This window comes from Enterobacter sp. D2 (assembly GCF_034427575.1).
GTDB lineage: Bacteria > Pseudomonadota > Gammaproteobacteria > Enterobacterales > Enterobacteriaceae > Enterobacter > Enterobacter cloacae_M.
Genome location: NZ_JAXQPP010000001.1, coordinates 234,151 through 247,233 on the forward strand (window position 1 = coordinate 234,151; position 13,083 = coordinate 247,233).

Here is a 13,083-nt window from a genome sequence, read left to right on the forward strand (position 1 = left end):
GAGCCGATATGCGAAACGGGATCCGTTTTATCACCGTGGCGCTCTTTGCGCTTTGCACACAGGCTCAGGCGGACACCGCCCTGGGCGAGATTAACATTCGGCTTTACGGCAATATCGTCGATTTTACCTGCGTTGCCGAGGGCAGCGACAGCGACAAGGCCGTCCCGCTGGGCACCTGGCCCACGAAACAGCTCAGCACCACCGGGAGCCGCACGCAGCCTATGCCGTTTACGCTGAAGCTGACCGGCTGCCCGCCGGGCGCGGCGTCCATTACGTTTTCGGGTAAAGCAGACGGGAGCAATAGCGGCCTGCTGGCGCTGAATGACGCCAGTACAGCAAGCCATGTCGCCGTTGAGATCAGGGATGCGGATAAAACTCGCCTGGCGCTTCAGCAGGCCAGCCAGCCGGTCTCGGTTGATGCGCAGGGAAATGCGATTCTGTCATTTTATGCCAATTATATTGCCACTGCCGATAACCCTCAGCCCGGACGGGCCGATGCGGATGCCACCTTCATGATTAATTATAATTAGCACTGACCGCACTCCCTGCAGCTCAGATAAGCTGCGGGGAGTGAATTCAGGTTATAGCAGCTCGTGGGCTTTAGCGTAATCAATTAATTCCACGATGCTTTGTACACCCAGCTTGGAATAAATATTGGATTTATGTGCGCTAATGGTCTTGTTGCTTAATAGCAGCTGTTCAGCAATTTCCTTGTTGGATAATCCATTCGCCAGATACCGTAATACCGTGACCTCGCGATTCGATAATGGCATATCTACTGCCATCCCTTTCCCGGAACCCAGGTGGTTTATAAAGTTCAGGGTTTCTGACGGGAAAAAGGAATAGCCCATCAGGATCATTTCTACGGCGTTGTAGATCTCACCCAAATCTTTTCGTTTACTGACGAAGCCATTTGCCCCGGCGCGAATGGCGCGACCCGCGTAAAATAACTCTGATTTAGACGAGAGGAACAAAACCTTAATGTTCTTGTTTAAGTTTCTGATTCTCTTAAGTAAAGCGAAAGCATCCGTGCCCGTGAGTTCAATGTCAAGGATCACCAGATCGATAGGGTGATTGCGGATACAGTCAAGGACTTCATGGCTATCGCCAGACTTGAGCTTGACTGTGATATTCTTATTTTTCTGTAGCAGGACTTCTATCGACATTCTGACGATAGGATGTTCGTCCATAATGATAACGGATGCCGGTTTCATTTTTAATGCCTCAGATTGTTAAAAGCGTTATGCAGAGTTTGTTAAAACTCTCGAAATGCCGGAAGGATATAATGTGCAGATCCCTATACCGTAGTATTTCCCTGGAAAGAGCGAAAGCATCCTTGTTTACGTAATGAAAAGAACTATGCCTCAGCGCGGTCATCTCATTAGGCTGGTGTTGGCAAAAAGGTTTTTCTTATTCATATTTGATACGCATCTTATTATACAGGGTAAGTTTTTTCCGAAAACCCTGTAAATTAATATGAGGGTATTGGTTTGTATTATCTTCTGGATCTGAATCGCTATTTTTTTAAAATTAGCGGAAATGTCCTGTTATCTCATTTACCGCATATTTTCATCTTTATGTAATAACAAAAAATAACAGATATCTCTGTATGTTGATTAATTGTTAACAAAAATACACCTCTTTTAAAGGGACAAACCCGCAAAGGTGAGGTTAAAAATTGCCCTCGCAGGCCGTCAGACCTTCATCTGAAAGCGCCCAGGTTTACCCGAAGGCCCGCATCTCCTGTACAGGAGAACATGCTATCCGCTTCGCTTTTTACTCCTGGCAGTTGTCGTTAAGCTGCTTGTTTTTACATCATTATCATCTTGTTAACGCCTTCTGCATTCGCTTAACGGATGGAGGAAAGTGCTGCCGTTCCGCTAATTTGTGGCATTTCACAAGGTTCGCGCCCATAAATTAGGAATAGTTATAAATTCGATTTTATTGTTAAAAATTAACATTTTCGCAACGCAAGTGGTAAGTAAATTCTTAAACCGCTTTAGGAAATAAGGGGTTAGGTGGTGAGTGAAAACGTGCAGTCTGAGAGGTTATTAAGAAGATGGAGCAATTCCTGGCGATGGCTTAGCCCCAGCTTTAAGAGGATGCAGCTGAGACGATAGATAATGCGGCTATAGGGGCGATTCTGCATAAGGGCAATTTGACGCAATGTCTTGCCCCGGGAAAGCTCCTGCAGGATGGGCCATTCGTTGCGCGAGAACCAGTCTTTCTCGGTACCCAGCTGAGGTAGGGTATCCAACAGGCTGTGCTGGAGCGCAGCGGCGCTCAGCTGACGTTCGAGCACATGAAAGGGACCCGCCGCTTTGCAGAAGAGGCGGGTATCGTAATTATCGGCCCGGACCAGCAGCCAGGGCGTCAGGAACGGAGGAAACAGGCTATGCCGTCTCAACTGATCCAGTTTCTCCAGAAGCCCCGTGGACCGGCTTTCAATATCCACGACCAGGCGAGCTGAAGGCCACTGCGTTTGAGCGATAAGGGCGTCGTCCAGCGTGGCGTAGTCGCAGCAGCTGCTCAGGGGAAACTGGGCGTTGAGAAAACCGGTGCGCAGGTAGTGATCCTCCGTCACCAGAAGGATAAACGGGGCGTCGGTTTTGCGGGGCTGGCTGATAGACTGGCTCAAAAATTCGAGCCGGTCGAAAAAGGGGGGGGCAAAAGGTGAGCGCGTAAATCCCAGTGCATCACTTCCTGTACGCCGCCGCCGGTAACGGCGCACTGTCATTCGCATGGTCTCCCTCCTGGAAATGGCTTTTTAATCCTCCGGCCATGTCCAGGACGGCCAGTAATATCCCTGGCCGAGGTCTGCGCCTGCCTGCAGTGCCCAGGTACGATCGCGTTCAGTCTCAATACCTTCAATAAGCACTTTCCCGGCAAGCTGAAAGCAAAGGGAAACCAGTTGCCTCAACTCAGGGGTGTCGCGTAAACGCCAGAATGCTTCCTTATCTATTTTGATGCCGCTTAACGGGAGTCGAAAGGATAAAAACGACTGCACTAAGACGTCATCGATGTCGTCCAGCCAGATTGCGTGCCCTCGTCTGCTCAACTGATGGAGATTCTGAACCACGAACTGCTTCTGTGCGACGGAAAGCGCCAAAATGGACGCGGGGTCGACAAACTCAATATTGAGCGGCACGCAGGATAATCTTATAAGTCGCTGAAAAGACGTGGGCTCTGTCAGAACGGTTATCGGCAGATTAATAAAAAGGTTATGACCGTGCGGCGTATTTTTTAACGTGGCAAGCTGCGCTTCAAGCAGCGTTATCGACCAGTCTGCGGGCCGATCGCAAAAAAAGTCCTCACTGTGCCGCGTGTCGGCCAGAACGCTAAGTACCTCGACGCCAACCTGACGCAATGAGGTAAGGGCGACGATGGGCTCAAGCTTAATGCCGACGATGTCCTGAGATATGTACTGTAACCGGGGGGGCGTATCGATCAGGTTTTGCTCTGTCACTCCATTGTCCTGTTGTCTGTCAGCCTCCAGGCGGCCGGGATACCTGACTCTAGTGTGACGAGCTGACGTTCGGGAAAACAGCAGGCGTTACTTAAATGCAACTAAGCCTTTTCGCAGCGCTAAATTTTACGGTGAAACAGGACAAAATGTTGAGAAAATAGCCGTATTTACAATCGACTAGCGGTAATTGACTCTGAAAACGGAAAAGGCATTGACTCACCTGCCATTGACCGTATAATTCTTCGCGTTTCACCACCGCGAAGTACACACTTCTCAGTGCGCCCTTAGCTCAGTTGGATAGAGCAACGGCCTTCTAAGCCGTAGGTCGTAGGTTCGAATCCTACAGGGCGTGCCATTTAATTTCATAGAGTTATGCCTCCTTCACATCCTCCTGATTTCCATTGTGGGACATATTTGGGACATCACCCCTAAAATTTACCGGTCATGAAGGACATTTATGTGGTATCTACTCGCAACTTCGCTTGCCGCACTCTCTCTTAATAAAAGCCTGGCTTACCTGATGCTGGGATTAACGGCATTTCTCGGCTGGAAACAGAGTATTCTTGACGCCCCGGCGCTGCTGGTTATTGCAACCATCGTTGTTGGCTGGTCTGCTGTTGAATGGCTACGGAATAAAAATAATAAATATACATATTTGGTCGAAGGCCTGTGCGTGGCCATCGCCGTTGCGCTGGTTTTACATGTGATCCCGGGTTTTCATAACCCCAGGGTGCTGGATGCTGTCGTCGTTGGTCCGCAAAGCATACCGTTCAGTATGTACTTTAATATGGACAAGGCAGTGGTGCCGTTCTTTTTAATCACGTGCATGCCAACGTTATTCGTAGCAAAACCCCTCTATAAAGCGGGCAAGGTTGGATGGGGAATATTGATTCTTGCGATACCCGCGCTGTTACTTCTGGCTGTTGCATTAGGTGGGCTGAGAATTGAGCCGCATGCGCCAGAATGGTTCGCTCAATTTGCCCTTGCGAATATTTTTTTCGTCTCTTTGGCCGAGGAAGCCTTGTTCAGAGGCTACCTGCAGCAACGCTTGTCCCGGATCGTTCATCCTGTTGTAGCGCTGTTGATTGCCTCAGTCATCTTTGGGCTGATGCATTATAGCGGCGGTTTACTACTGATTATTTTTGCCAGCCTCTCCGGCATTATTTACGGCCTGGCGTGGATGTGGAGCGGCAGGCTCTGGGTTGCAACGTTATTCCATTTTGGGCTGAACTGCGTGCATTTATTGTTCTTCACCTATCCGATGTATGCCTCTCACGCAGCGATGTGATGCGTTTTAAAATAGTAGCCTTATAAATTGGGCTACTTCCGGATAAGCATAAAAAGCCCCGAAATACTGGGGCTTTTTATATATAACGGGCGCATGAATAACTGATTTACCTTCGCGTCATAATGAATAGAAGGCTAATGAATTTCATTACAGGCAGGCTTAAGGTTTTCTTAATCTAAAAATTATCTCTCATTAAAATTTGGATTTTTATCATTCTAAAATCTTCTAAAAAGAAATTTTACACTTTTACGCCTAAACTGGATTGATACTAATTATCATTAGCGTTGTTGTATGCTTTAATCCTGTCCCACAAAGCTATGAGTCGTTAATCCCGTTGGTCTATTAAGGATGTGTTCATGAATTCTCGCCTGCTGTCCTGCTTCTCGCTTGCCTTGTTGTCTTCATCCCTTTTCCTTTCCACACAAGCGGTTGCCGCCGATAACAACGAAGGTATCGTTGTTTATAACGCGCAGCACGAAAACCTGGTGAAGTCGTGGGTGGACGGTTTTACTAAAGAAACCGGCATTAAAGTCACTCTGCGTAATGGCGATGACAGCGAGCTGGGTAACCAGCTGGTTCAGGAAGGCAGCGCGTCACCGGCAGACGTGTTCCTGACGGAGAACTCGCCTTCAATGGTGCTGGTGGATAATGCCAACCTGTTTGCGCCGCTGGATGCAGACACCCTGAAGCAGGTACCGGCAGAATATCGTCCGGCGCACGGCCGCTGGATTGGCATCGCGGCCCGCAGCACGGTGTTTGTGTATAACCCGGAAAAACTGAACGAACAGCAGCTGCCTGAATCGTTGATGGATCTGGCAAAGCCCGAGTGGAAAGGCCGCTGGGCGGCATCACCGTCAGGCGCGGATTTCCAGGCCATCGTGAGCGCGATGCTGGCGCTGAAAGGCGAGAAGGCCACGCTGGAATGGCTCAAGGCGATGAAAGCCAATTTCGTTGCCTATAAAGGCAACAGCACCGTGATGAAAGCGGTCAATGCCGGTCAGATTGATGGCGGCGTGATTTATCACTACTACCGTTTTGTCGATCAGTCCAAAACCGGTGAAAACAGCAAAAACACCCAGCTCTACTACTTCAAACACCAGGATCCGGGCGCGTTTGTGAGCCTCTCCGGCGGCGGCGTGCTGGCATCCAGCAAGCATAAAGCGCAGGCGCAGGCCTTCATCAAATACATTACCGGTAAAGAAGGTCAGGAAAGCCTGCGTACCAACAACGCCTTTGAGTATGCGGTGGGCGTGAACGCGGCCTCAAACCCAAAACTGGTCCCGCTAAAAGATCTTGATGCACCGAAAGTTGAACCTTCGACGCTTAACAGTAAAAAAGTTATCGAGCTGATGACGCAAGCCGGCCTGCTGTGATCCTGAGAGTAAAGTGAACGTCTTATGTCTGGTCTGAGTCTCGACATCGGAAAAAACAGAGTGCAGGAGCCTGCCCGCAGGCGTCCTGCACTGCCGATGGTGGCGTTAGCTGTGTTGTTTTCATTAATGGCGCTTCTGCCTCTGGGTTTTATCATTGCCATTGGCATTGAGACCGGCTGGGAAACCATTAAGGCGCTGGTGTTTCGCCAGCATGTTGCTGAGCTGCTCAGCAACACGCTGTGGCTGACGGCTTTAGCGGTTCCGCTGTGTATCGTGACGGGCGTGGCAATCGCCTGGCTCACGGAGCGCACGCAGCTTGCCGGGCGAGGGATCTGGTCCGCACTGGCGGTCGCCCCGCTGGCGATCCCCGCGTTTGTGCAAAGCTATGCCTGGGTGAGCGCTGTCCCGTCCATGCACGGGCTCTCCGCGGGCGTGTTCCTCTCCGTACTTGCCTACTATCCGTTTATCTATATGCCGGTTGCGGCGGTGCTGCGTCGCCTTGACCCGACGCTTGAAGATGTCGCCGCTTCGCTGGGTACGCCGCCGTGGCGGGTCTTTTTCCGCGTGGTGCTGCCCCAGCTCAAGCTGGCTATCTGCGGCGGCGCGCTGCTGGTGGCGCTGCACCTGCTGGCGGAATATGGCCTGTACGTGATGATCCGCTTTGATACCTTCACCACGGCAATTTATGACCAGTTCCAGTCTACCTTCAGCGGCCCGGCGGCGAACATGCTGGCGGGCGTGCTGGCCTTGTGCTGTCTGGCTATATTAATGCTGGAGGGCGTGACGCGCGGAAAAGCACGCTACGCGCGCATTGGCGCCGGGGCAGCGCGTGAACAGAAACGCTGGCCGCTTACGCCTGCGGCTGCCGCGCTGGGCCAGCTGTTCTTCATCGTGCTAATCGTTCTGGCGCTGGGCGTGCCGCTAGTTGTCCTGTGTCGCTGGATTTGGCTCGGCGGCGTACAAAACTGGATGAGTGCCGATCTCTGGCATTCGCTGCGCCAGACGCTGATGCTCGGCGTGGGCGGTGCGCTTCTGACGACCGCGTGCGTGATCCCCATCGCTTGGCTGGGTATCCGCTATCCGCACCGCATCTTCCGGATGCTGGAAGGGTGCATCTATATCACCAGCTCGCTGCCGGGTATCGTCACGGCGCTGGCGCTGGTCACCGTCACCATTCATTACGCTCGTCCCATTTACCAGACGGAAATTACCCTGTTCCTTGCCTACCTGCTGATGTTTATGCCCCGCGCGCTCATCAACCTGCGGGCGGGGATTGCGCAGGCGCCGGTTGAGCTGGAAAACGTGGCGCGCAGCCTGGGCAGCACGCCCGCGAAGGCGCTCTGGAGCGTGACGATGCGGCTGGCCGCGCCGGGCGCGGCGGCGGGTGCCGCGCTGGTTTTCCTCGGCGTCAGCAACGAGTTGACCGCCACGCTGCTGCTCTCTCCGCTGGGCACGCGCACGCTCTCCACTGGATTCTGGGCGCTGACCAGTGAAATTGACTATGTTGCCGCCGCGCCTTACGCGATGCTGATGATCCTAATTTCACTCCCGCTGACCGCCATTCTCTATATGCAGTCGAAAAAAATTGCAGGGCTATGACATGCTTGAATTAACCGCCATTTCTAAATCGTTTTCTGATGTGCAGGTGCTCGACAGCTTAAACCTGAGCGTGGCGCCGGGGAGCAGGACGGCGATTGTCGGGCCGTCCGGGTCGGGGAAAACCACGCTGCTGCGTATTCTTGCCGGGTTCGAAACGCCTGACACCGGGCGCATTGTCATGCAGGGGAGAACGCTGTTCGATGAAAACAGTTTTGTTCCCGCCCACCTGCGCCGGATTGGTTTTGTGCCTCAGGAGGGTGCGCTGTTCCCGCACCTCAATGTGGCAGACAACATCGCCTGGGGGCTGGACGGCACCCGGCACGAGAAACGCCAGCGCGTTGAGGCGCTGATGGAGATGGTTTCTCTGGACAGGCAGCTCGCAACGCACTGGCCCCACGAGATTTCCGGCGGACAGCAGCAGCGCGTGTCCCTTGCCCGTGCGCTGGCCCAGCGGCCTTCACTGATGCTGCTGGATGAACCGTTCTCGGCTCTGGATACCGGCCTGCGCGCCACGACGCGTAAGGCAACGGCCGATCTGCTGGCCGAAGCGGGCGTGGCCTCGATTCTGGTCACCCACGATCAGAACGAAGCGTTGTCCTTTGCCACGCAGGTTGCCGTCATGCGCTCCGGGCGCTTCACGCAGGTCGGTACGCCTTATGACGTTTACACCCGTCCCGTTGACGAAGAGACGGCGCTGTTTCTTGGCGATGCCGTGATCCTGCCTGCTCAGCTCGCTGCCGGGTATGCCGTGTGCGCGCTGGGTGAAGTGCCGACGGACAACGCGCATGCGACAGGAAAGGGCAGGGTAATGATGCGCCCTGAACAATTACGCGTGACGGCATGTGCAGCGCATGAAAGTCCGATCTCGATTCTCGACGTGGACTTCACCGGCCAGCTGTCGACGCTCACCCTGGGATTGGCCGGACAGCAGCAGCCGGTGATTCTGAAGACCGTAAGCCAGCCAGGATGGAACCCGGGCACGGCGGTACGCGTTGATATTGCTGGCACCGCGCGGGTATTCGAATATTCTTAATATTCGTTAGTAATTTCATGCAACGGGTTGTTATAAAAGATTTTTCCCGAACGTATGGCAATTCCTGAGATTCTCTACCATGCTCATAAAACCTCACCACACTGCGTGAGGTTTTTCGTAATTGCTGATTAATCTCAAGGAAAAAGGTTATGAAAAAGACGACTGCTATTTTGTTGGGAACGGCGTTACTGTTTACGACCAATGCTTTTGCTGCACAGCTACTTACTAAAAGCGAGTTCAAAAAAGTTGCATCTCAATATAAAAAAATCGGTACGGTAAACACCTCGAATGAAGTTTCGGTGGATGATGCGAAAAAAGAACTGATTGAGAAAGCCGATAAGAAAGGCGCGGATGTTCTGGTGCTCACGTCAGGGAACACCAACAATAAAATTCACGGCACGGCCAATATCTACAAGAAAAAATAACGTCATTGCAGCCACCCCCGAAGCGGGGTGGCCGTTCCCCCTCTTATCTCGCCAATTCTCCTCATGAACGCGGTTACACTTGCTAATGCATGGATAATGCGTATAGTTCTCATTTGCATTGCATTCAACATATTCTAAGGCCCGACAACGGGTCATTTTTGCGCGCACTTTAAAATGAGTTAACGATGAACAACACCATCATGCACAAAACGCTGCTGGCGCTCGCCGTTGGCGCGGCGACACATTCCGCCATTGCGGCGGACGATCAAAAAGAGGACACCCTCGTTGTCCAGGCTGCACCAGCCAGCGATTTCAAACCCGGCGGCGACCAGCTGGTACCGGCCTTCCTTGACGGACAGGTGGCGAACGGCGGGCGCATGGGGATGCTGGGCCAGCAGAACGCCATGGACGTGCCGTTCAACATCATCAGCTACACCTCGAAGCTGGTGGAAGATCAGCAGGCGAAAACCATTGCGGATGTCGTCGCGAACGACGCGGGCGTGCAGTTCGTTCAGGGATACGGCAACAGCGCGGAGACCTACCGCATCCGCGGCCTGAAGTTCGACGGCGACGACATGACATTTGGCGGTCTGTCCGGCGTGCTGCCGCGCCAGGTGGTGGATACCCAGATGGTTGACCGCATCGAGATCTTCAAAGGGGCCAACTCGCTGATGAACGGCGCGGCAAGCTCCGGCGTGGGCGGGATGATCAACCTTGAGCCAAAACACGCGGGCGAACTCCCGCAGGCCAAAGTCGGCATGGACTACACCTCGGATTCCCAGATTGGAACTACGCTTGATGCGGGCCGTCGCTACGGCGACAGCGACCAGTTCGGCGCGCGGGTGAACCTGGTTCATCGCGAAGGGGAAACCGGCATACCGAATGACCGCCGCCGCACCACGCTGCTCTCTACGGGCCTGGATTACGCTGGCGACCGCTTCCGCACCTCGCTGGATCTGGGCTATCAGAAGAAAACCTTCCACGGCAGCCCGACCAGCGTCAATATTTCCGCGGTGGATTTCGTTCCCGAGCCGCCGAAAAACGATCGTAACTTCTCGCAGAAGTGGGCCTACAGCAATATCGAAAACGAATTTGGGATGTGGCGCAGCGAGTACGACATCACCGACGGCTGGACGGCCTATACCGGTCTTGGCGCGCAGCACGCGCACGAGGAAGGCATCTACAGCGCGCCGAAGCTGGTGGATAAAAGCGGCAAGGCAACGGTCAGCCGTCTTGATACCAACCGCATCAGCGATTCCGTCAGCGGCATGGCGGGCGTTCGCGGTAACTTCACTACGGGCTTCGTCTCGCACAAGGTCAACGTTGGCTATTCGGCGATGACCAAAAACGAAAAAATCGCGTGGAAAATGTCGGCGGCGAAGGATAATCCGACCACCAACATCTACCACAACACCGGCGTCGATATGCCGGACAGCACCAACCTGAACGGCTCTGGCGGGAAGTACAGCGATCCGCTGACCAGCGGACGCACGCGTACCCAGGGCTGGCTGCTTAGCGATACGCTGGGCGTGCTGGACGACAAGCTGCTGTTCACCGCAGGCGCCCGCCATCAGAAAGTGGTCGTTCGCGGATATAACAAAGTTACCGGTGCGGAAAACGCGGCGGACGGCTTCGACGGCAGCCGCTGGATGCCCACCTACGGCGTGGTCTACAAGCCGTGGGAGGAGATTTCCCTCTATGCAAACCACACCGAAGCGCTGCAGCCGGGCAAAACTGCACCTAACACCGCCACCAACTACGGCCAGAGCACCGGTATCATTCACTCTAAGCAGAACGAAGTGGGCGTGAAGGCGGACTTCGGCCGCGTGGGCGGATCGCTTGCGCTGTTTGAGATCAAAATGCCGTCGGCGATCCTCGACGACAGCGGCCATTACGGCCTGGATGCCGAGCAGCGAAACCGTGGCGTGGAGCTGAACGTCTTCGGCGAGCCCGCGCTGGGGATGCGCCTGAACGCCAGCGCCACCTGGCTGCAGGCCGAGCTGACCAAAACCAAAAATGGCGTGAATCAGGGTAACGATGCGATCGGGATTCCGAACTTTTACGCCGTGCTGGGTGCAGAGTACGATATCAAGCCGGTTGACGGCCTGACCGCCACCGCCCGCGTGAACCATTCCGGCGCGCAGTACGCTGACCTGGCAAACACCAAAAAGCTGGACAGCTACACCACGCTGGATCTGGGAGTGCGCTATCGCTTCGCGGTGAACCGCAATGAAAACCAGATGACGGTTCGCGCGGGCATCGACAACGTCACCAATGAAAACTACTGGGCCAGCGTGGACGATTCCGGTACCTATATTACGCAGGGCGAACCGCGCACCTTTAAGGTCTCGGTTGGCTACGCGTTTTAAGCGTTCCATCTCGTTATCCGGGGCAGGGATGCCCCAATCCCTTGCTACCTCCAGCATGAAGTGTTAAAACGTGCCCCTTCTAAAAAAGAGACAGGGGTAGGACGTGAAAGACGCGTCATCCGCTTCAGGCCATGGTAGCGCTGAAGCCTCGTCGGATCAGAATCCGACGCTGCAACGTGGTTTGCAAAATCGACATATTCAGTTAATTGCCCTTGGCGGCGCGATCGGTACCGGGCTGTTTCTCGGCATCGGCCCCGCTATTCAGATGGCTGGCCCGGCGGTGCTGCTGGGTTACGGTATCGCCGGGGTTATCGCCTTCCTGATCATGCGCCAGCTTGGCGAGATGGTTGTTGAAGAGCCGGTTTCAGGCTCCTTCGCGCACTTTGCTTATAAATACTGGGGCCCGTTTGCAGGATTCCTCTCCGGCTGGAACTACTGGGTGATGTTCGTGCTGGTGGGGATGGCAGAGCTGACCGCCGCAGGCATTTACATGCAGTACTGGCTGCCGGACGTCCCGACGTGGATCTGGGCGGCGGCCTTCTTCATCATTATTAACGCCGTTAACCTCGTCAACGTGCGCCTGTATGGCGAAACCGAGTTCTGGTTTGCGCTGATCAAGGTGCTGGCGATTATCGGGATGATCGGCTTTGGCCTGTGGCTGCTGTTCTCCGGCCACGGCGGCGAGCGCGCCACGATCGACAACCTGTGGCAGCACGGCGGCTTCCTCGCCACCGGCTGGAAAGGGCTGATTCTCTCCCTGGCGGTGATCATGTTCTCCTTCGGAGGATTAGAGCTGATTGGCATTACCGCCGCGGAAGCGCGCGACCCGCATAAAAGCATTCCAAAAGCGGTCAACCAGGTGGTATACCGTATTCTGCTGTTCTACATCGGCTCGCTGGTGGTGCTGCTGGCGCTCTATCCGTGGGTGGAAGTGAAGTCCGACAGCAGCCCGTTCGTGATGATTTTCCACGATCTGAACAGCAACGTGGTGGCCTCGGCGCTGAACTTCGTCATTCTGGTGGCGTCTCTGTCGGTCTATAACAGCGGCGTTTACTCCAACAGCCGCATGCTGTTCGGCCTCTCCGTGCAGGGCAACGCGCCGAAGTTCCTCACCCGCGTCAGCCGTCGCGGCGTACCGGTGAATTCCTTGTTCCTTTCTGGTGCTATCACCTCGCTGGTGGTGCTGATTAACTATCTGCTGCCGAAAGAGGCCTTTGGCCTGCTGATGGCGCTGGTTGTCGCTACGCTGCTGCTGAACTGGATCATGATTTGCCTGGCGCACCTGCGCTTTCGCGCCGCGATGCGCCGCAAGGGACGCGATACGCAGTTCAAAGCGCTGCTCTATCCGGCGGGGAACTATATCTGTATCGCTTTCCTGGGGCTGATTCTGGTGCTGATGTGCACCATGGATGAGATGCGCCTTTCGGCGATGCTGCTGCCGGTGTGGGTTATCTTCCTCTTTGTGGCGTTTAAGCTTTCCCGCAAAAAGTAGCGCGGTTTTCTCCCTCTCCCTGTGGGAGAGGACCGGGG

At 54.4% G+C, this 13,083-nt stretch carries 11 protein-coding genes and 1 tRNA gene; 9 read left to right on the forward strand and 3 right to left on the reverse strand.

What is annotated here, in order from left to right; translation table 11 throughout:
• The first annotated feature begins 8 nt into the window (after nucleotides 1–8).
• Nucleotides 9–530 (forward strand): fimbria assembly protein, encoded by a 522-nt coding sequence (gene sfmF, locus SPG90_RS01125; RefSeq protein WP_045620360.1) that lies wholly within the window; start codon nucleotides 9–11, stop codon nucleotides 528–530.
• Nucleotides 531–581: 51 nt separating this feature from the next.
• Here the strand turns inward: sfmF and fimZ are convergent, their stop codons facing one another.
• The 3 genes from fimZ to SPG90_RS01140 form a co-directional block, all read right to left on the reverse strand.
• On the reverse strand, nucleotides 582–1,214 hold the full coding sequence (fimZ, locus tag SPG90_RS01130; protein ID WP_033144828.1) for a fimbria biosynthesis transcriptional regulator FimZ: 633 nt from the start codon (nucleotides 1,212–1,214) through the stop codon (nucleotides 582–584).
• An 800-nt stretch (nucleotides 1,215–2,014) separates the two neighbouring features.
• Nucleotides 2,015–2,743 (reverse strand): DNA-binding response regulator, encoded by a 729-nt coding sequence (locus SPG90_RS01135; protein ID WP_322407843.1) that lies wholly within the window; start codon nucleotides 2,741–2,743, stop codon nucleotides 2,015–2,017.
• A 24-nt stretch (nucleotides 2,744–2,767) separates the two neighbouring features.
• Entirely contained in the window at nucleotides 2,768–3,466 is a 699-nt protein-coding gene (locus SPG90_RS01140) for an EAL domain-containing protein (RefSeq protein WP_248168810.1), read from the reverse strand.
• Nucleotides 3,467–3,744: 278 nt separating this feature from the next.
• On the opposite strand from SPG90_RS01140, the gene SPG90_RS01145 reads away from it, so the two are divergent.
• From SPG90_RS01145 to pheP, 8 genes are all read left to right on the forward strand, one after another.
• Nucleotides 3,745–3,821 (forward strand) — tRNA-Arg (locus SPG90_RS01145).
• 102 nt (nucleotides 3,822–3,923) lie between these two features.
• Nucleotides 3,924–4,754 carry a CPBP family intramembrane glutamic endopeptidase gene (locus SPG90_RS01150; RefSeq protein ID WP_248201265.1) on the forward strand — a complete coding sequence of 277 codons (831 nt, stop codon included), beginning with the start codon at nucleotides 3,924–3,926 and terminating at the stop codon, nucleotides 4,752–4,754.
• Between the two features lie 356 nt (nucleotides 4,755–5,110).
• Complete coding sequence (locus tag SPG90_RS01155) at nucleotides 5,111–6,127, forward strand: iron ABC transporter substrate-binding protein (RefSeq protein WP_033144832.1); 1,017 nt, start codon at nucleotides 5,111–5,113, stop codon at nucleotides 6,125–6,127.
• A gap of 24 nt (nucleotides 6,128–6,151) precedes the next feature.
• Nucleotides 6,152–7,726 (forward strand): iron ABC transporter permease, encoded by a 1,575-nt coding sequence (locus SPG90_RS01160; RefSeq protein WP_322407844.1) that lies wholly within the window; start codon nucleotides 6,152–6,154, stop codon nucleotides 7,724–7,726.
• 1 nt (nucleotide 7,727) lies between these two features.
• Nucleotides 7,728–8,759, forward strand: coding sequence for an ABC transporter ATP-binding protein (locus tag SPG90_RS01165; RefSeq protein WP_126302934.1), 1,032 nt, complete (start codon nucleotides 7,728–7,730; stop codon nucleotides 8,757–8,759).
• Between the two features lie 149 nt (nucleotides 8,760–8,908).
• A complete protein-coding gene (gene yahO, locus SPG90_RS01170; RefSeq protein WP_023310654.1) occupies nucleotides 8,909–9,184 on the forward strand; it encodes a DUF1471 family periplasmic protein YahO in 276 nt (91 codons plus the stop codon).
• 185 nt (nucleotides 9,185–9,369) lie between these two features.
• Nucleotides 9,370–11,553 (forward strand): TonB-dependent siderophore receptor, encoded by a 2,184-nt coding sequence (locus tag SPG90_RS01175; RefSeq protein ID WP_322407845.1) that lies wholly within the window; start codon nucleotides 9,370–9,372, stop codon nucleotides 11,551–11,553.
• Between the two features lie 103 nt (nucleotides 11,554–11,656).
• Complete coding sequence (gene pheP / locus SPG90_RS01180) at nucleotides 11,657–13,045, forward strand: phenylalanine transporter (protein WP_322407846.1); 1,389 nt, start codon at nucleotides 11,657–11,659, stop codon at nucleotides 13,043–13,045.
• Nucleotides 13,046–13,083: the final 38 nt, after the last annotated feature.

Excerpts from the sequence above, each read along its gene's own strand:
- SPG90_RS01160 (WP_322407844.1), top strand. The coding sequence starts at position 6,152 with ATGTCTGGTCTGAGTCTCGACATCGGAAAAAACAGAGTGCAGGAGCCT.
- SPG90_RS01155 (WP_033144832.1), top strand. The coding sequence starts at position 5,111 with ATGAATTCTCGCCTGCTGTCCTGCTTCTCGCTTGCCTTGTTGTCTTCA.
- SPG90_RS01165 (WP_126302934.1), top strand. The coding sequence starts at position 7,728 with ATGCTTGAATTAACCGCCATTTCTAAATCGTTTTCTGATGTGCAGGTG.
- SPG90_RS01150 (WP_248201265.1), top strand. The coding sequence starts at position 3,924 with ATGTGGTATCTACTCGCAACTTCGCTTGCCGCACTCTCTCTTAATAAA.
- SPG90_RS01135 (WP_322407843.1), bottom strand. The coding sequence starts at position 2,743 with ATGCGAATGACAGTGCGCCGTTACCGGCGGCGGCGTACAGGAAGTGAT.
- fimZ (WP_033144828.1), bottom strand. The coding sequence starts at position 1,214 with ATGAAACCGGCATCCGTTATCATTATGGACGAACATCCTATCGTCAGA.
- yahO (WP_023310654.1), top strand. The coding sequence starts at position 8,909 with ATGAAAAAGACGACTGCTATTTTGTTGGGAACGGCGTTACTGTTTACG.
- SPG90_RS01175 (WP_322407845.1), top strand. The coding sequence starts at position 9,370 with ATGAACAACACCATCATGCACAAAACGCTGCTGGCGCTCGCCGTTGGC.
- sfmF (WP_045620360.1), top strand. The coding sequence starts at position 9 with ATGCGAAACGGGATCCGTTTTATCACCGTGGCGCTCTTTGCGCTTTGC.